16 protein-coding genes are annotated in these 18,264 nt (G+C 67.4%); 10 read left to right on the plus strand and 6 right to left on the minus strand.

Features of this window, described 5'->3' with window-relative positions; genetic code table 11:
• Positions 1–21: 21 nt before the first annotated feature.
• The 3 genes from G6R31_RS03115 to G6R31_RS03125 all read left to right on the plus strand — a co-directional run bounded on the left by G6R31_RS03115 (position 22) and on the right by G6R31_RS03125 (position 3,669).
• The gene (locus tag G6R31_RS03115; protein ID WP_017871638.1) at positions 22–1,119 is read left to right on the plus strand and encodes an ABC transporter ATP-binding protein; all 1,098 of its coding nucleotides are present in this window, start codon (positions 22–24) and stop codon (positions 1,117–1,119) included.
• A complete protein-coding gene (locus tag G6R31_RS03120; protein WP_017871639.1) occupies positions 1,116–2,144 on the plus strand; it encodes an ABC transporter ATP-binding protein in 1,029 nt (342 codons plus the stop codon). Before G6R31_RS03115 ends, G6R31_RS03120 begins: the two co-directional genes overlap by 4 nt.
• An 88-nt stretch (positions 2,145–2,232) precedes the next feature.
• Positions 2,233–3,669, plus strand: a complete 1,437-nt coding sequence (locus G6R31_RS03125; protein ID WP_081608361.1) for an IS4 family transposase — start codon at positions 2,233–2,235, stop codon at positions 3,667–3,669.
• Between the two features lie 201 nt (positions 3,670–3,870).
• Here the strand turns inward: G6R31_RS03125 and G6R31_RS03130 are convergent, their stop codons facing one another.
• Positions 3,871–4,635, minus strand: coding sequence for a YkgJ family cysteine cluster protein (locus G6R31_RS03130; protein ID WP_164993957.1), 765 nt, complete (start codon positions 4,633–4,635; stop codon positions 3,871–3,873).
• A gap of 37 nt (positions 4,636–4,672) precedes the next feature.
• On the opposite strand from G6R31_RS03130, the gene G6R31_RS03135 reads away from it, so the two are divergent.
• From G6R31_RS03135 to G6R31_RS03160, 6 genes are all read left to right on the plus strand, one after another.
• Positions 4,673–5,704 (plus strand): HD-GYP domain-containing protein, encoded by a 1,032-nt coding sequence (locus G6R31_RS03135; RefSeq protein WP_017872054.1) that lies wholly within the window; start codon positions 4,673–4,675, stop codon positions 5,702–5,704.
• Between the two features lie 8 nt (positions 5,705–5,712).
• Positions 5,713–6,591: an aminoglycoside phosphotransferase family protein gene (locus G6R31_RS03140; RefSeq protein ID WP_017872055.1), complete on the plus strand. Its 879-nt coding sequence runs from the start codon at positions 5,713–5,715 to the stop codon at positions 6,589–6,591.
• A gap of 120 nt (positions 6,592–6,711) precedes the next feature.
• A complete protein-coding gene (gene upp, locus G6R31_RS03145; protein WP_017871519.1) occupies positions 6,712–7,335 on the plus strand; it encodes a uracil phosphoribosyltransferase in 624 nt (207 codons plus the stop codon).
• Between the two features lie 122 nt (positions 7,336–7,457).
• On the plus strand, positions 7,458–8,588 hold the full coding sequence (locus G6R31_RS03150; protein ID WP_017871520.1) for an MraY family glycosyltransferase: 1,131 nt from the start codon (positions 7,458–7,460) through the stop codon (positions 8,586–8,588).
• 24 nt (positions 8,589–8,612) lie between these two features.
• Complete coding sequence (wecB, locus tag G6R31_RS03155; RefSeq protein WP_017871521.1) at positions 8,613–9,758, plus strand: non-hydrolyzing UDP-N-acetylglucosamine 2-epimerase; 1,146 nt, start codon at positions 8,613–8,615, stop codon at positions 9,756–9,758.
• 103 nt (positions 9,759–9,861) lie between these two features.
• Positions 9,862–10,782, plus strand: coding sequence for a diacylglycerol/lipid kinase family protein (locus G6R31_RS03160; RefSeq protein ID WP_026138789.1), 921 nt, complete (start codon positions 9,862–9,864; stop codon positions 10,780–10,782).
• A gap of 34 nt (positions 10,783–10,816) precedes the next feature.
• On the opposite strand, the gene G6R31_RS03165 is transcribed toward G6R31_RS03160, so the two are convergent.
• The 5 genes from G6R31_RS03165 to bshA all read right to left on the minus strand — a co-directional run bounded on the left by G6R31_RS03165 (position 10,817) and on the right by bshA (position 16,287).
• Entirely contained in the window at positions 10,817–11,533 is a 717-nt protein-coding gene (locus G6R31_RS03165; protein WP_017871523.1) for a hypothetical protein, read from the minus strand.
• The gene (locus G6R31_RS03170) at positions 11,530–12,183 is read right to left on the minus strand and encodes a response regulator (protein ID WP_017871524.1); all 654 of its coding nucleotides are present in this window, start codon (positions 12,181–12,183) and stop codon (positions 11,530–11,532) included. Before G6R31_RS03170 ends, G6R31_RS03165 begins: the two co-directional genes overlap by 4 nt.
• A 92-nt stretch (positions 12,184–12,275) precedes the next feature.
• Positions 12,276–13,301, minus strand: coding sequence for a DUF4097 family beta strand repeat-containing protein (locus tag G6R31_RS03175; RefSeq protein ID WP_017871525.1), 1,026 nt, complete (start codon positions 13,299–13,301; stop codon positions 12,276–12,278).
• Entirely contained in the window at positions 13,298–15,019 is a 1,722-nt protein-coding gene (locus G6R31_RS03180; RefSeq protein ID WP_017871526.1) for a sensor histidine kinase, read from the minus strand. Before G6R31_RS03180 ends, G6R31_RS03175 begins: the two co-directional genes overlap by 4 nt.
• Before the next feature lie 98 nt (positions 15,020–15,117).
• Positions 15,118–16,287, minus strand: coding sequence for an N-acetyl-alpha-D-glucosaminyl L-malate synthase BshA (bshA, locus tag G6R31_RS03185; RefSeq protein ID WP_017871527.1), 1,170 nt, complete (start codon positions 16,285–16,287; stop codon positions 15,118–15,120).
• A 228-nt stretch (positions 16,288–16,515) separates the two neighbouring features.
• On the opposite strand from bshA, the gene G6R31_RS03190 reads away from it, so the two are divergent.
• The gene (locus G6R31_RS03190) at positions 16,516–18,114 is read left to right on the plus strand and encodes a peptide chain release factor 3 (RefSeq protein ID WP_017871528.1); all 1,599 of its coding nucleotides are present in this window, start codon (positions 16,516–16,518) and stop codon (positions 18,112–18,114) included.
• Positions 18,115–18,264 lie beyond the last annotated feature (150 nt).

Raw genomic sequence — 18,264 nt, forward strand, 5'->3', positions numbered from 1 at the left:
CATGCACAACAGGGGAAAGAAATGACCCAGCAACATTCGGGCGAGGTCCTACTCGCCGTCAACAACCTCAAGACCTATTTCAACACCGACGACGGCGTCGTCCGGAGTGTGGACGGCGTGACCTTCCACATCAAGAAAGGCGAAACGCTCGCCGTGGTGGGCGAGTCCGGCTCCGGCAAGAGTGTGACCAGCCTGACTGTCATGCGTCTGATTCCCATGCCCCCCGGCCAGATTGCGGGCGGTGAGATTCTGTTCACCGGCAAGGACGGCGTGCAGAAGAATCTGGTCAACGTGTCCGAAGCCGAGATGCGCAAGATTCGCGGCAACGACATCTCCATGATCTTTCAGGAGCCGATGACCAGCCTCAACCCGGTGTACACGGTGGGCGACCAGATTGCCGAGGCCGTGATGCTGCACCAGGGCAAGACGCGCAAGGAAGCGATGGACGTGGCGACCGACATGCTGCGCTTCGTGGGCATTCCTGCGCCCGAAAAGCGCGTCCACGAGTACCCCCACCAGATGTCGGGCGGGATGCGTCAGCGCGTGATGATCGCCATGGCGCTCTCATGCAAGCCCGCACTTCTGATTGCCGACGAGCCGACCACCGCGCTCGACGTGACCATTCAGGCGCAGATTCTGGACCTGATGCGCAACCTGCAAAAAGAAGTGGGCATGAGCATCCTGTTCATCACCCACAACCTCGGCGTGGTGGCGGAAATGGCCGACCGCGTGGTGGTGATGTACGGCGGGCGCGTGGTCGAGGAAGGCGACGTGATCGAGATTTTCAAGGCGCCCCGTCACCCCTACACCATGGGCCTGCTCAACTCGATTCCCCGCCCCAGCGAGGAAGAACACGCCCACGTTCCGGGGCAGCCCAAGAAGCGCCTGGAAGCCATTCCCGGCAACGTGCCCAACCCGCTGACTCTGCCCCCCGGCTGCACCTTCGAGCCGCGTTGCAAGTTCGCGCTGCCGCAGTGCTCGCAGGGCGTGCCTGCGCTGGAAGACACCGGCGGCGGTCACATGGCCCGCTGCATCCGCTGGCGCGAATTCGAAGCCGCCAGCCCTGACCGCGCCCATGCCGTGCAGCACATCGGCCCGGGCGGCGAGGTGAACGCATGACCACTGGCCCCCTTCTGAACTCCGGCCCCCAGACCGTGCCTGTCGCGGCTTCCCGCCAGAACCTGCTGGAAGTCAACAACCTGCAAAAGTACTTCCCCATTCGCGGCGGCCTGATGTCGCGTGTGGTCGCCAACGTCAAGGCCGTCAACGACGTGACGTTCACCGTCGGCAAGGGCGAAGTGGTCGGCCTGATCGGTGAGTCCGGTTCGGGCAAGACCACCGCCGGACGCGCCCTGCTGCGCCTGATCGAACCGACGGGCGGGCAGGTGATTTTCGACGGCACCGACATCACCAGGCTGTCCAAGCCTCAGATGCGCGATTACCGCCGCCAGATGCAGATTATTTTCCAGGACCCCTTCGCCTCGCTCAACCCGCGCATGACGGTCAGCGACATCATCGGCGAAGCGATGCAGATTCATAAGTTGCACCCCGGCAAGCAGCGCGTGGACCGCATTGCCGAACTGCTGCAGCGCGTGGGCCTGCGCCCCGAGCACATGGGCCGCTACCCCCACGAGTTCTCGGGCGGTCAGCGCCAGCGCATCGGCATTGCGCGTGCCCTGGCGGTGGACCCCAGCTTCATCGTCGCTGACGAGCCGGTGTCGGCGCTCGACGTGTCCATTCAGGCGCAGGTCGTCAACCTGATTCAGGACCTGCAGGAAGAACTCGGCCTGACCGTGCTGTTCATCGCACACGACCTGCACGTCGTGGAGTACATCTGCGACCGCATGATCGTGATGTACCTGGGCCGCATCATGGAAATCGCGCCCAGCCGCGAACTCAACCGCAACCCCAAGCACCCCTACACCGAGGCGCTGCTGTCGGCCTCGCCCATTCCCGACCCGACCATCAAGCGCCAGCGCATCATTCTCGAAGGCGACATTCCCAGCCCCATCAACCCGCCCTCGGGCTGCGTGTTCCGCACCCGCTGCCGCTACGCGATCGCCGACTGCGCCAACATCGTGCCCGAACTGCGCGAGGTGGCCCCCGACCACTTCAAGGCCTGCATCCGCGACGACATTCTCTGAGGTCGAGGGTAAAGAGCAGAGCGTAGAGTGTTGAAAGAACTCCCCGGCGAAGTGCTTGTCATTCCCCAAATTGAGGCAGTCTATGTAGGTGACGACCTTTCACCCGCTACAGGCAGAGCAATGGGCACTGAAGCACTTTGGTGCTGTGGATCTTGGAGATCGGCGTAGAAATCAACGAGCAGTACGCATTGCGCAGGGGATGGCTTCCCGATCCGGGAAGTCCATCCCCAAGCTTTTTGACCGTAGAGCAGATGTCAAAGCGGCGTATACCTTCATGTCACGCAAGGAGGCAACCCCTGAGCGCCTTCAAACACCTCACCGCAACCATGTACGCGCAGCACTGGGGCAGGCAGGAACCTTCTTGCTGCTTGAAGACAGCAGCGAATTCATCTGGTCACGACATCAGGAGACTCCCGGCCTTGGGCGGACCGGGGATCTCAGATCCCCGGTTCGGCAGGGGTTTACCCTCCACACGACACTTGCTGTGAAATGGCAAAAACCCCATCAGCAAAGTGGGCAACGGCTTCCCGTTCAGGTTCTGGGCATACTCGATCAGGAGTATTACCTCCGGCAACCCGCACCCACAGCGTCAGAGAGCGACGCTGAGCGACGCCAGCGGGAAAACAAGGAAAGTGCGTTGTGGACAAGAGCAACTGAACGCATCGGAAAAGGGCCGGACGACCAAGACGTTCGATGGGTCAGAGTCTGTGACAGAGGGGCAGATATTGAGGTCTTTATGCGTGGCGTCATCGCTCAAGGACAGGGTTTCGTTGTCAGGGCAGCCCAAAACCGGCGGCTTCTTGATCCGAATGCCCGCACACGGGAGTGCATTGGGCATGTCTTTGAGGCAGCCAGGGCTGCCTCGCCGCTTGGAAGTTACACCATAGACCTTCGAGGGAGAAAAGGTCAGAAAGCACGTGCTGCACACGTTGAAGTGAGTGTTGTTCGTGCGTACCTTTGGCCGACACCAATGGCGGGTGGTCAAGGTAAACCTCGTCAGGAAGGGATACGGGTCAGCATTGTTCGTGTGGCAGAAAAGCCTTCGGATGACGTGAAAGAACCGTTGGAATGGATGCTGCTCACGGATGCCGACATTGAGACCTTTGAGGAAGCGCACGAAGTGGCGCTTCAGTACCAGGCCCGTTGGCTGGTGGAAGAGTTTCATAAAGGGTTGAAGACGGGCCTGGGAGCAGAGCGGCTCCAGTTGGAAGCGGGTCAGCGTCTCAAAGCCATGATTTCGATGATGAGTGTGGTGGCCACAAGGTTACTCGCGCTACGCGAGGATTCACGAGAACGCCCAAATGATCCAGCTCAGAGCGCTGGGTTGAGTGCCGTCGAACTTCAGGTGCTGAGCAAGGTTTTGAAACGGCAACTGAAGACTGTGCAGGACGTCATTTTGGCATTGGGAAGGTTGGGAGGACATATGAACCGAAAAAGCGATGGCCTGCCAGGGTGGCAGGCCTTGTGGGAGGGAATGAATATGCTTCAGGTCTATGTCGAGGGGTATAAGTTAGCTCGCACCTAATTTGGGGAATGACAAGGGCGAAGTGGCCGGGGATATTTCTTGGCCCCATACGGATTCCGATTGAATCTGGTAGTTTCAGATTCAATCCGACTTGCAAAGCTGCGCAGCAGAGCGGATGCGAGTAGGAAAAAATACGGATTCTGCGATATGGATGCACAGGCGGCGCTTTCCCGACTGTGCAGGAATGAAGCGGAATCCGTATCAGCCGATTTCCAGCGTCACCGGATGCGCCAGCCCCCGCCCCCTGGCGTGGCTCCATGCGCCGCGTCCGTCCTTCGCCTCGATCCGGGCCATGAACTGCGGGTCACGCGCCAGAGTGGTCAGGGTCCAGAAGTCGCCCCAGACCTCCAGCCCCCAGGCCCGGCGCATCGCCTTGCTGGCCGCCGCCCAGACCGGCTCGCTGAGGTGTTCGAGCGGCGCGATGAAATGCACTTCGCCGTCGGTGCCGGGCGTGCGGGCGACCTCGCGGCGGTACTCGGCCTGCTCGCGCCGGGTCATGCTTTCCCAGGTGCCGCAGGCGCAAAAGTGCGCAGGAAAGGCGCTGAAGGTGTCGCGGCAACGGGTCGGGCGGGCCTCGTACTGGGTGCAGGCTCCGGTGGCACGGTCGAGCAGCGGGCAAAAGCTGATCTCGATGCGGTGGCGCTGCACGAATTCTTCCTCGTCGCGGGCGGTGCGGGCATTTTGGCCCACCGCGCGGGCGTGCTTCTCGAAGGCCTGGGCCTGCACCGGGGTCAGGGCCTGCGCCGTAATCAGGGCTTCGGCCAGTGAAACGCGAATGGGCATGTCGCAGCAAAAATGGCAGCCGGGGCCGCAAAACACCTGCCCGCCCTTGGCCTGGTACTGGCTGATCCACTGCCCGGCCTGACGGCCATAGCGCTCGTAGGCCTGCTGGACCGGCGCAGTGACGGCGGGGGCGGTGCGCGGGGCGGGCGCGGGGGGGGTGGACCGGGGGGAAAGGGGAGGCATGCGGCTCCCAGGGTAACGCCGCTATACTGCGGCTACCGTGTTCCGACGCAAAGCCCCCACCCCTTCTGCCCCCGACACTCGCCGCACCAGCGTGACGGGCTCCAACGTCGGCGAGACGCTGGACCCGACACGGGTGCTCGCGGAACTGCTGTCGCGGCCCACCGCCGAGGGGGTGCTGGAAAACGCGCTCGCCTACGCCGCCACGCTGCTTGGCGGCCACATCAACGGCTACGCGGTGGTGCGCCGGGGCCAGGACAAGGTGGCGGCGGTGTTCGGTTACCCGCGCACCCTGATCGGCACGGCGATGAGCGGTCCCTGGGCCGCCATGCGCCCGCGCGTGCTCTCCGACGGCAGCAGCGAACTGTACGAAGCCAACGCCCCCGAACTGCACAAGGTGCTCGACGCGGCGGGAATGCGTGACGTGGCGCTTTCGCTGGTCGTGCCGGTCAGTGACCGGGGGCGCACGCTGGGGGCGCTGGTGCTCGACCGGACCAACGCTGACCCCATTTCGCCCACGCAGCAGGAAGCGGTGGCGCGCTGGGCGACGGCGGTGGCGCCCATTCTGGGCATGCTCGACGCCCGCGACGACTGGCAGCAGGCCGCCCGGCAGGTGTCGGGGGCGGTGGTGGAGGCCATCGAGAGCCAGGACTTCGACGGGCTGGGACACTCGGCGGCGGTGGCCGACGCCAGCATGAAAATCGGCCGGGCGATGGGCCTGTCGTCGCGTGAGCAGGAGGAGCTGTGGTTCGCGGCCACGCTGCACGACCTGGGCAAGATTCACGGCGAGCAGGGGCATGCGCTCGTCGGCGCCAACTTTCTGCAAAACGTCCCGCATCTCTCCGAGGCGCAAAAGGCGATTCGGCACCACCACGAGCGCTGGGACGGTCAGGGGGAGCCTGACAAGCTCTCCGGCGAGGACATCCCCCTGTATGCCCGGATTCTGGCCGTCGCCAACGCCTACGTGCGCACCGGCGACCTCGAACGGGTGCAGGCCCAGGCGGGCAAGGGCTTTGACCCCCGCGTGGTGAACGCCCTACAAAAAGCGCTGGAGAAGGCTGCCGCCTCCTGACGTTCGGTGTGCGAGGCTCGAACTTCTCCTCGGCGGTTCCCGCGCACTTTCCGGTGCTCGAAGCCCGCTACGGCCCCCTGACGCCGATGGACAGCGGCATGCAGAGCCGCGTGTACTCCACCGCCGACGGTCAGGCGGTGGTCAAGGTCTACCGCAACCACCAGGGCGAACACTGCACCGAGGCCGCCAACATGCGCCGCGCCGGACTGGGCGAGTGGGTCATCGACGCGACTGAGGCCGACGGCATCGAGGCCCTGGTGCTGCGGCGCTTTGCCGGGCGTCCGCTGACCCGCGCCGAGGTGCCCCGCGCCCTTCCCGCGCTGCGTGAGCAGCTCGGCGTGCTGCACCGCGAGCGTGAGGGCCGGGTGGACCTGCGCCGCGTACAGGAGCGGCTGCGGCGCTTCCGGTCTTCGCTCTCGGGGTATGGCCTGGGCGACCTGTTTGGCGCCGTGGAGACGCCGCTCGATCAGGGCCTGCTCGACCAGCCCGCCGCCTTTTGCCACCTCGACCTGTGGCACGACAACATCCTGATGAACCGCGACACGGGCGAAGTCCTGATTATCGACTGGACCAAGTCGGCCCTCGACGATCCGCTGCGGGACCTCGCGCTGCTCAAGACCGGCACCCTCGACCTGCTGCCCGCCGACGAGAGCCTCATGGCCGCCCTAACCTTCCTGCCCGACCAGACCCCGGCCACCCTGACCCGCTACCGCGCCTACGTCGCCATGACGACCCTGCACGACCTGTACTGGTTCCTGATGAACGAACCCTACGAGTTCGACGCCCAGCGCGAGAAGAAGGTACCGAGGGCGCGGCATGTGCTGGCGCGGCTTCCGGGAGACTACCTGGGCGCGAAGCACAACCAAAGTCAGGACGAAGAACCTTGACAGGAGCAGGCCGGAAAAATTACCTATCCTCCACCCTCCACCCTCCACCCTCCACCCTCCACCCTCCACCCTCCACCCTCCACCCTCCACCCTCCACCCTCTGCCGCTATCGTGTGCCTCATGGTCACTGTCGTCGAACATCCCCTGGTACAGCACAAGCTCTCGCTGATGCGTGACGCGCGGACCGGGGTCAAGGAATTCCGTGAACTGGCGAGCGAACTGAGTCTGCTGCTCGCCTACGAAGCGATGCGCGACCTCGAAGTCGTGCCGGTGCGCTTCGCCACGCCCATCGAGGAAGGCGAGTTTCCCATGCTCAGCGGCAAGAAGCTGGCGCTGGTGGCGATTTTGCGGGCGGGCCTGATCATGACCGACTCCATCGTGACGCTCGTTCCGGCGGCCAAGGTGGGGCACATCGGCATGTACCGCGACCCGCAGAGCCTGGAGCCGGTGGCGTACTACTCCAAGCTGCCCGCCGACATCGCCGAGCGCCGCGTGTTCCTGACCGACCCGATGCTGGCGACGGGCGGCAGCGCCAACGCCGCCATCCAGAACCTCAAGGACGCCGGGGCGCAGTCCATCAAGCTGATGACCATCCTCGCCGCGCCCGAGGGCATCCGCACCGTGGAGGAGGTTCACCCCGACGTGGACATCGTGACCGCCGCAGTAGACAGCCACCTCAACGACCACGGCTACATCGTGCCGGGCCTGGGCGACGCCGGGGACCGCATCTACGGAACGAAGTAGGGGAGAGAGGATGGCGGCTTATGCTCAGGCCAGCCATCCGCCATCTGCCATTTGCCATCCGCCATCTGCATCTTTCGTCGGACGCTCCTTCTCACCCCCAGCCTTTAGACTCTCGTCAGCTTATGGATTCTCTGCGGGCGCTCGCGGCGCAACTCGGCATCGCCGACCCTTTCGGGGCCGGTTTCTTCAGCGTCCTGGTCACGTTCGTTACGGCGCTCGTCTTTACGTGGCTGTTTATTCCCCGGCTGCGTGAATTTGCGGTGCAGGCGGGCTGGGCCGACCAACCCAACGCCCGGCGCCTGAACAAGGAACCCCTGCCCAACGCGGGCGGGCTGGGCATCTTCGCGGGCTTTATGCTGAGCATCATCGTGGCGTGGGCGATTCGGCCCATCTCGGTGGAGCTGGTCAACATTCAGGTGCTCGCCATCATGCTGGGCGCCACCATCATGATGTTTCTGGGATTTGTCGACGACCGGGTGGACCTGTCCCCCGCTTCGCGCCTGCTGGTGCAGGTGTTGGTGGCCGTGCTCTTGATGGTCAACGGCCTGAAGATGGATTTCAACGCCATTCCCTTTTTGCCGACCCTGCCCGACGCGGTCAACGACCCGCTGAGCACCGTGCTGACCATTCTGTGGATCGTGGGCCTGACCAACGCGGTCAACCTGATGGACGGCGTGGACGGCGTGGTGGGCGGCCTGGGCTTTATCGTCAGCATGGTGCTCCTGATCACGGCGGCGCAGTTCCCGGACCGCGCGGCGGCGGTGGTGCTGCTCGCCGGGCTGGCGGGCGCGTGCCTGGGCTACCTGCGCTACAACTTCAACCCCAGCCGCATCATCCTGGGTGGGGGATCGTACCTGATCGGATTTACCCTGGCCGCCGTGAGTCTGCTCGGGACCCTCAAGGTGAGCGCGGGGGCGAGCCTGCTGGTGCCGCTGATCGTGCTGGCGCTGCCGGTCATGGACACCACCCAGGTCGTGATCGGGCGACTGCGCCGGGGCATCCGCAACCCGCTGGGCCACCCCGACAAGACCCACATTCACCACCGCGTGCTGGCCCGCACCGCCTCGGCCCGCCGCACCGCCGTGATTCTGTGGGGGGTCGCGCTGCTGTGCGGCGTCGTGGGGATGCTGCTTCAGGGCGTGCCCCCCTTCGTGGTTCTCGTGGCCGCGCTGACCATCGGGCTGTGCCTGACCTTCGTGGCGCTCAGGCGCGTGCGGGCGCACGAGCGGGAACGGGCCGCCGAACTCAACTAAACTTGCCTTCCAGGAGTGTCCCCAATGTCCCAACCTGACCGCCGCATCGTCCTCGCCTTCGGCACCCGTCCCGAGGCCACCAAGATGGCCCCCGTCTACCGCGCCCTGGAACGCACGCCGGGGCTGACGCCGCTGATTCTGTCCACCGGGCAGCAGCGGCAGATGCTCGACGCGGCGCTGGGCGTGTTCGACCTGACGCCTGACCGCGACCTGAACGTGATGACCGAGCGCCAGACGCTGGCCGACCTGACCGCCCGCATCGTGCCGCAGGCGGGCCGGGTGCTGCGCGAGATGGAAGCCGACATGGTGCTGGTTCACGGCGACACCTCGACCTCGTTTTGCGTGGCACTGTCGGCCTTTTACGAGGGCATTCCGGTCGGCCACGTGGAAGCGGGCCTGCGCTCGGGCAACCTGCGTGAGCCGTTTCCCGAGGAAGCCAACCGTCGCCTGACCGGGGTGCTGTCGGCGCTGGACTTTGCGCCCACGCAGGCCAGCCGCGAGAACCTGCGGCGCGAGGGCAAGCCGGACACGGGCATTTTCGTGACCGGGCAGACCGCCGTGGACGCCGTGCGCGAGGTTGCCGGGCGGGTGCCGCTGCGTCCCGAGTGGCGCTCACGGCGTGATGCGGGGCAGCCGCTCGTGACCGTCACCATGCACCGCCGCGAAAACCAGCCGATGATGCGCGAGATGGCGCAGGCGCTCGGGCGGGTGGCGGCGGCCTTTCCCGACCACCACTTCATCTATCCCGTCCACCTCTCGCCCGCCGTGCAGGAAGCGGTGCGGCCCGTGCTGGGCGGCGTGCCCAACTTCGAACTGGTGGACCCGCTGGACTACTCCGACATGGCCCCGCTGATGGCGGCGTCGCGGCTGCTCGCCACCGATTCGGGAGGCCTCCAGGAAGAAGGCGCGGCGCTGGGCGTGCCGGTGGCGGTGCTGCGCAACGTGACCGAGCGGCCCGAGGGTGTGGAAGCGGGCGTGCTGAAGCTGGCGGGCAACGACCCCGCGCAACTGGAAGCCGTGCTGCTGGCTCTCCTGGGGAACGATGCCGAACTCGCCCGGATGCGCTCGGCCCGCAACCCCTACGGCGACGGGCAGGCGGCGGGGCGAATCGCGGCGGCCATTGCCTGGCACTTCGGGCTGACGGAGCGTCCGGCGGACTGGGCCGACTGAAGCGGAGAGCGGCGCACTTAGGGGAAAGGCGCTTTGCGGAAAGGCACTTCGGGGGAGGAACCCGGGGTGCCTTTCCCCGTGGCTGCTTTATGCTGACCGGACTGTGACAATCGCTTCGCCGCCCTTGCCGTTTGCCGTCGTTCTCAATGCCCGGGCGGGAAGAGGTCTGGCCGGGCGCGAGTGGCCCCGGCTGCGCGGCGAACTGGAGGCGCGGGGCGTGGCCTATCAGCTCATTGAGGCGCCGAGCGGGGCCGAGGCGCTGGCCCGCCTTCAGGCCCTGCCGTCCGCGCAGCCGGTGATGGCGGTGGGCGGCGACGGTACGGTGGGGGCGCTGCTGCCCGCGCTGGTCGGCACCGGGCGCCCGCTGGCCCTCGTTCCGCTCGGCAGCGGCAACGACTTTGCCGGAATGCTGGGGCTGAAACCGGGGCAGTTTGCCGAGGCGCTAAGCCGCCTGGGGGGTCGGCCCCGGCAGGTGGACGCGCTGGAAGCCGAGGTGGTGCGCGGAGACCACGCGGGGCTGAGCAAGCTGCTGCTCAACGGCCTGGGCACCGGCTTCGACGCGCAGGTGACACACGCTTACCTGCGTGCCCCGGAGCGGCTGCCCGGCTTCTGGCGCTACGTCTGGGGGGCGGCGGCGTCTCTCCGGCACCTGCCGCTTGCCGGGCTGACCGTGCGGACCGACGGACAGATGCTCTACCAGGGGCCGAGTGCGCTCGCCGCCGTCATGAACGGCACGCGCTACGGCGGCGGCTTTCATATCAGCCCGGCGTCGGACGTGGGCGACGGGCGACTGAACGCGGTGTGCAGCGGACCGCTGAACCGGTTGCAGGTGGCGGAACTGATGGGCCGGGTGCTGCCGGGAAAGCACCTGGGGCATCCCCGCGTGCATCACGGCACTGGGCAGGTCGTCGAACTGCACTGGACGCAGCCGATGTTCCTGCACCTCGACGGCGACCTGTATGGCCGGGCCGAGCAGGTGCGGGCGCGGGTGCTGCCGGGGGCGGTCACGCTACTCGGTGGGTAGGTCAAACAGGGAGAGGGTGAAGCGGTGAGGGAGCCTATCCCGCCAGCCTCGGCCACGCCGTCCACCAGACTTGCGCCAGCGTCAGCAGCCCCAGCGTGACCCACCACCATGCCAGGAAGGGCTGGGCCTGTCCCCGTCGCTGCGCCGCGTTTCGCAGCAGGGTCAGAGGCAGGGCCGACACCGCCAGCAGCAGCAAGAGCAGCGGCAAGGTTGCTGCCAGCAGCGCCAGGAGGTCGGGCGCGGGGATGTGGTCGTGCGAAAACTCGGCCTGAACGCGCTGGCTCAGCCGCCACTCGGCCCACAGATTCAGCGCTGCGCCCAGCAGTGGCAGCACCAGCGGCCAGCCCCACCCGCGCCAGGCCAGCGGGGGCAGGGGAGGGTCGGTGGGGGCGTGGGGGAGGGCCAGTCGCCCCAGGAGTCCGCCCAGCAACGCCGCGCCGCCCAGCACAGGCACCCAGCCGAAGGTGACGTACAGGCCCAGCCCGATGTTGGCGTCCTGGTTGTGTTGCGGGTCGAGCAGGACAAAACTGCACAGCGCCGAGGCCAGCGCCGCCGCCAGTCCCGCGCCCCAGCGCACGCCGGGATGACGCTGTTGCAAGGCCAGCGCCAGCACGGGCAGCAGTGGCAGCAGCAAAAAGCTCCCGAAGGTCAGCGCCAGCCCCGCTCCTTCAGGCGAAACGGCAGCTCGCGCCAGATTCCCCAGAAAAGCCACGCCCAGCGTGGTCAGGACCAGCCGCACTCGTTCGTTCACAGCTCCACGCCCTCCAGACTGGCAATGCCGTGTTTGAGGGCGTAGAGCGCCGCCTGGGTGCGGCTGTCCAGGCCCAGTTTGCCCAGCAGGCGCGAAACGTGGGTCTTGACGGTGGCCTCGCTCACGCCCTGCTCGGCGGCGATGTCACGGTTGCTCTGTCCCCGCGCGAGCAGTTGCAGCACGATGGTTTCTTTCGGCGTCAGGCTCTCGCGCATCTCCGGCGAACGGAAGTCGCGCACCAGCCGCCGCGCCGCTTCGGGGTGCAGCCGCACTTCGCCGCGCGCCGCCGCGTGGATGGCGTCGGCCAGGGTGTCGCTGCTGGCGTCCTTGAGCATGTACGAGATGGCCCCGGCTTCAATCGCGCCGTTGACCTTGTGCTCCTCCAGGGTGGAGGTCAGCGCGATCACCTCGGTGTCGGGCAGGCGGCGGCGCAGTTCGCGGGTGGCGGCGATGCCGTCCATCACGGGCATCATCAGGTCCATCACCACGACTTCGGGGCGCAGCCGCTCGGCTTCGTGCAGGGCTTCTTCGCCGTTGGCGGCCTCGCCCACGACCTCGATGCCTTCGTCCAGGCCCAGAAACAGGCGCAGGCCCTGGCGCACGACGGCGTGGTCGTCAACAAGCAGAACGCGGACATGGGGGGTGGTCATGGGGTCTCCTTTGGGGGGGCAGATGGCAGATGGCAGATGGCAGATGGCAGATGGCAGATGGCAGATGGCAGATGGCAGATGGGCTTGTGAAATTATTCTTCAGTACTTTCATCTTCCGTTTTCAGGACGAACTGGTCGCCGGGGGAGTCCACGAAGATGTCGAGGGCGGGGGCGGCGCCGGGCGGGGTCCCCTTCGGCAACAGCAGGGTGTCGCGGCCCGTGAAGCGCACGCGCACGCGCAGGCCGGGCGGCACACGCAGGGTGACGGTGCCGCTCTGGGTCCGGATGTCGAGGTTGCCCCGGCTGCCGGGCAGGGCGGTCACGGCCACGTCGCCGCCGATGGTGGTCACGGTGGCGCGGCTCACGCTTTGCGGCAGGGTCAGAAAAACGTTGCCGGACAGGTTGCCCGCTCCCAGCGCGTCCAGCTTCGCGCCCGCCAGATTCAGGGTGAGGTCGCCGGTGCGCGAATTGACCCGCACCGCTTCGGGACTCGCGCCGGGGGCCGCCCGCAGCGACACGTGCCCCGAGCGCGTGACCACCGCGTAGGGGCCGCCGGGCCGCGCCGGAAGCGTCAGGTCGAGGTCGCCGCCCTCGCTGCGCGCCGTGACCGACCGCAGGCGCAGGGTGCGCAGGTCCAGGGTCTGGTTGCCGCCCACCGTGTCGGTGTTCAGGCTGAGGGGCAGGTCAGGGGTCAGCGCCGCTTTCACCTCATGCTGAAAGGGCAGCGGCGCGGTCCGCACGACCCCGTCATACCCACCCAGGGCCGGAACACCCAGCCAGGCGCGAAAGGTCACGTCGTGTCCCAGGCGGCGGGTGTCCACGCTCAGCGGGTTCTGGGCACGGTGCCGGGCCGCGCCGCGCAGCAGGTCGGGACCGCCCCCCGGCAGCGGCGAGAGCGTCAGGTTCGCCCGGTCACTTCCGAAACGCAGGCTGGCCGAGGTCGCGAGGTCCAGCGGCAATTTGCCGTCCAGGGGCACGCTGAAGGGCGTGATGGCGGCGGCGAGGCCCGGCACGGGTTTCAGGGTCACGCCCTGCCACACCAGGCCCCCACCGAGAACCGCCAGCCCCAGCCCCAGCGCCATCCGCGCCAGAACGGGCAGCAGAGGCCGCGAGTTCACTCGCTGTCTCCTATGCCCGGCGCTGCGCTCGGCGCCGCAGGTAGGGTGAGCGTGACCGTCGTTCCCGTTCCCGCCGCGCTGTCCACCGTCAGTGTGCCGCCCGCGCCCGCCGCCCGCTCGCGCATGGACCGCTGGCCCAGGGTGCCGCGCCCCTGCGCCTGCGGGTCGAAGCCGCGCCCGTCGTCGCGGACGGTGAGGGTGACGGCGCCGCCGTTCTCACGCAGCGTCAGCCACACCTGAGCGGCGCGGGCGTGCTTGACCACGTTATGCAGCGCCTCCTGTGCCACGCGGTAGGCGGCGGCCTGCGCGTCGGGCGTGAGGTGCGGCTCGCTGCCGAGGTCGGCGTGGACGGTCAGCCCGTGCCGCGCTTCCAGGGCGTGCGCGTGCTGGGTGAGCGCCGCCACCAGTCCGCCTTCTTCCAGCGCGTCGGGGCGCAGCGAAAACAGCAGGGCCTTCATTTCGCTGACCCCGCCCTCGGCCAGCCGGATGGTGTAGTCCAGGCTCGCCTGGGTGCGGGCCTGTCCCGCTTCGCTGGGGTCGCGTTCCAGGGCGGCGCGGGCGGTCTTGGCCCCCAGGGTGATGCCGTAGAGCGCCTGCGCCACGCTGTCGTGCAGCTCGCGGGCGAGCCGGGCGCGTTCCTCCTCGCCCGCCCGCCGGGAGGCCCGCTCGATGAGTTCGGCGGCGTGCAGCGCGGTTCCGGCGTGGTCGGCCATCGAAACCAGAAAGGCCAGTTCGTCGGCCCCCGGACGCAGGCCCGCCGGGTAGACGGCCCGCAGCGTGCCGCCGCTGACCCCGGCGGGCAGCGTCACCGGCAGGTCCGCCAGGGTGCGGTTTCCGTCCACCCACACGCGCACCTCGCCGGGGACGGGTGGGGGAGAGGCCAGCTCCGCTAGCGTCAGGCCACTCCACGCCTGCACCGTTCCCGCCGGGGTCAGGAGGGCTGCTCCCCGCGCCGTGCTTGCCGCGCACGCCTGCCGGGTGAGTTCGTGCAGCGTCGCGCCCAGGTCGTCGCCCAGCGCCACCCGGCCCGCCGCCCGCCGCAGTGCCAGCACCTCGCGCCGCGCCGCCTCGTCGCCGTCGGGGGCGAGCAGCGCCCGCGCCAGCCGTGACCACACCCGGCCCATCAGGTTGAGCACGCCCCCCGTGAGCAGCAGGCCGCCCAGCCCCAGCAGGACGCCGCCCGCCTGCGCCAGCGGCCCCGCCTGCACTGCGGCTCCCTTCCAGGCGAGCGGGGTGCCGGGCTGCCCCAGCCACAGCGGACTGCTCAGGCCCGCTGCCGTGAGGGCCAGCAGGCCGCCGAGCACCGCCCAGCTCAGCGCGGCCAGGGGAAGCTGCACCACGTGAAACAGCAGGGCGCGGTAGGTGGCCCCCTCGCTCAGCACGCCGCGCAGCCAGGGCAGCACCCCCGTGTAGGTGGGCGGCAGCGCCGGACGCGCAAACGTGACCCCCAGCAGCCGCGCCAACCCGCGCTGCACGTCCGCCAGCCCCCCCACCAGCCACAGCGACCCCAGCAGCAGCGCCGCGCCGAGCAGCACCGGCAGCGTCAGCACGCCCACGACCACGCCGCCGGTCAGCAGCGTCGCCGCCAGCAGCCCCGCCGGAAACGCCAGCAGCACGTACGCCGCCGTGCCCCAGGTGTGCCGGTCGAGCAGGTCGCCCAGCAGTCCTTCTTTTTTCACCTCCCGCAGTTCTTCACGCGCAGTCATGGACACCATCATGCGGGACAGGGTAGGGAGAAGGCGGGCGCAGGGCGTCGGTCTAAAGGTGGAGGGCTAAAGGGAAAAGGCTCCGTGACGGCTCAGCCCCCCGCCGTTTCTCAGCCTTCCACCGTTTTCCGGTATGCCGCGAGGTACTGCGGCACGATCAGGCGCGGATGAAAGCGCTCGGTCGCCGTGCGCCGCGCCGCCTGTCCCATCTGCCGGTACAGTTCCGGGTCGCGCAGAATCTTCAGGGCGCCGTGTGCCATGTCGTCCACGTCGCCCACCTGTGACAGAAAGCCGTTGACGCCGTGCTCGACGACTTCGGGAATCCCTCCGGCGTTCGACGCCACCACCGGCACCTCGCAGCTCATCGCTTCGAGCGCGGCGAGGCCGAAACTTTCGTGCGAACTGGTCAGCAAAAACAGGTCGCTGATGCCCAGCACCGTCTGCACGTCGGGAAACGACCCCAGAAACTGCGTGCGCCCGATGACCCCGAGTTCGCGGGCGAGTTCGAAGGCGCGGGCACGTTCGGGGCCGTCACCGATCATCAGCAGCCGCGCCGGAATCTCGGAAGCGATGCGGGCGAACACCTGCACCACGTCCTCGACCCGCTTGATGGGCCGGAAGTTGCTGACGTGGACGATGAGGGCTTCTTCGGGGTGCGCGAAACGGGCACGCACGCCGGGGTCGGTGATGCGGCGGAAGCGGTCGCTGTCCACGAAGTTGTGAATCACTTCGATGTCGCGGTCCACCCCGAACACCGCGCGCGTTTCGGCGGCGAGCGAGTGCGACACCGCCGTCACGTGGTCGCTGCGCTCGATGGCGTGGCGGGTGGTGTGGCGAAAGGCCGGTTCGGTGCCCACCAGCGTCACGTCGGTGCCGTGCAGCGTGGTCATCACCCGCGTCTTGCCGGTGATGGACCGGGCGTGCAGAGCGGCGCTGGCGTGCGGAATGGCGTAGTGCGCGTGGGTGAGGTCCACGCCGTGTTCCAGAATCACTTCGCTGAGCGTGTTGGCGGCGCTGAGTTCGGGAAACGGCTGCTCGAACAGCGCGTAGGCGAAGCCCCCGACCTGGTGAAAGTACGGCCCGCGCAGGCCCTGACACCCGGTGAGGCGAAACGGCATGGCGGCGCCGACGAAGTGGACCTCGTGCCCGGCGGCGGCCACCTTCAGGCCGAGTTCGGTGGCGACCACACCGGAGCCGCCCGCCCCGGTGTGACACAGCACCGCAATCTTGGGCGCGGTGCTGCTGGCGTCAGGCAGCGGCGGACAGGAGAACAGGCTCATCGCCGCGAAGTATAGGTGGACCGGGCAAAACGTGACCGTCCCCTGGCCTGCCAAAGCGCCCGTCCTGCTGGCCCCACGCGCTGGGCGGAAGTTGCCTGCCCGGCGTGTGCAGCGGGTATCATGTCCGGCATGACCGTTCTCCTTCCGCCACCCTGAGCGCAGGTCGAGGACGCCGTTTCCAGAGTTGACAATTTTTCAGGCCCCCACTGTCGGCCTGCCGGAGTACCCATGACTGCCCAAGAACACAACCCCGCCGCCCTGGAGCGCGAAATTAATCGCCGCCGGACTTTTGCCATCATCTCCCACCCCGACGCGGGCAAAACCACCATCACCGAAAAGCTGCTGCTCTACGGAGGCGCGATTCAGGAAGCCGGGTCGGTGACCGCCAAGGAAGGCCGCTCGCACACCAAGTCCGACTGGATGAGCATCGAGCAGCAGCGCGGGATTTCGATTTCGAGTTCGGCGCTGACCTTCGAGTACCGGGGCCGCCACATCAACCTGCTCGACACCCCCGGACACCAGGACTTCAGTGAGGACACCTACCGCACGCTCACCGCCGCCGACTCCGCGCTGATGGTGCTCGACGCGGCGCGTGGCGTGCAGGCGCAGACCGAAAAACTGTTCGCCGTGTGCCGCAACCGGGGCATTCCGATTCTGACCTTCGTGAACAAGATGGACAGGCCCGCGCAGGATCCCTTTGAACTCATCGCACAGGTCGAAGAAACGCTGAAAATCACCGCCGTGCCGCTGACCTGGCCGATTGGCGACGGCCCCGATTTCAAGGGCGTGTACGACCTCCAGACCGGGCAGGTACTCGCCTTCGAGCGCACGTCGGGCGGCAAACACCGCGCCCCGGTGCAGACCGCTGGCCTGGACGACCCGCAACTCGACGCGCTGGTGGGCCAAGACCTCGCCGCCAAGCTGCGCGAGGACGTGGAACTGATTCAGGGCGCGATGGCGGAATTCGACCAGGAGCAGTTCCTGAATGGCGAACTGACCCCGGTGTTCTTCGGCTCGGCCATGAACAACTTCGGGGTGGAGCACTTCCTGAGCAACTTCGTGGACCTCGCGCCGCCGCCCGGTGCTGTCGAGACCAACCTCGGTGAGCGCGAACCCACCGCCGGATTCGCGGGCTTCATCTTCAAGTTGCAGGCCAACATGAGCAAGCAGCACCGTGACCGCACCGCCTACATGCGGGTGATGTCGGGCGAGTTCGACCGGGGCATGGACGTGATTCACACCCGCACCGGGCGCAAGCTGCGGCTCTCGCAGGCGCATACGCTGTTCGCGCAGGACCGTGAAAAGGTCGAAGAAGCCTTCCCCGGCGACATCGTGGGCCTCGTGAACCCCGGCGTGTTCCAGATTGGCGACGTGGTCAGCGTGGACGGCAAGGTGACGCTGCCCAGCTTCCCGCGCTTTACGCCCGAAACCTTCGCCACCATCGCCCTGAGGGACGTGGGCAAGCGCAAGGCGTTCATGAAGGGCCTGACCCAGCTCGCCGAAGAAGGCGTGGTGCAGGTCTTTTACCCCACCGACGGGGCGCGTGACCCGTATCTGGGCGCGGTGGGGCCGCTGCAGTTCGAGGTGTTCCAGGCCCGCCTCAGCGAGGAATACGGCGTGGAAGTCGAGATGAACGTGACCAGTTATCAGCTCGTGCGCTGGCTGGCGGGCGACCCGACGAACGTGGCCCGCTTTGCCCGCCATGTGGAAGACGACCAGGGCCGCCCGGTGATGCTGTTCCGCTCCAAGTACGACCTCGAATACACCGCCGAGCAGCACCCGGAAATCGAGTTCCTGCCGCTGCCCAAGGACCTCACGCGGGTGTGATACGGATTCCGCTTAATTCCTGCACAGTCGGGCCTGTACAGTTGGGAAGGCGCCGCCTGTGCATCCATATCGCAGAATCCGTATTTTTTCCTACTCGCATCCGCTCGGATTGAATCTGAAACTACCAGATTCAATCGGAATCCGTATGAG

Origin of the sequence: Deinococcus wulumuqiensis R12 (genome assembly GCF_011067105.1) — a bacterium.
Classification (GTDB): domain Bacteria; phylum Deinococcota; class Deinococci; order Deinococcales; family Deinococcaceae; genus Deinococcus; species Deinococcus wulumuqiensis.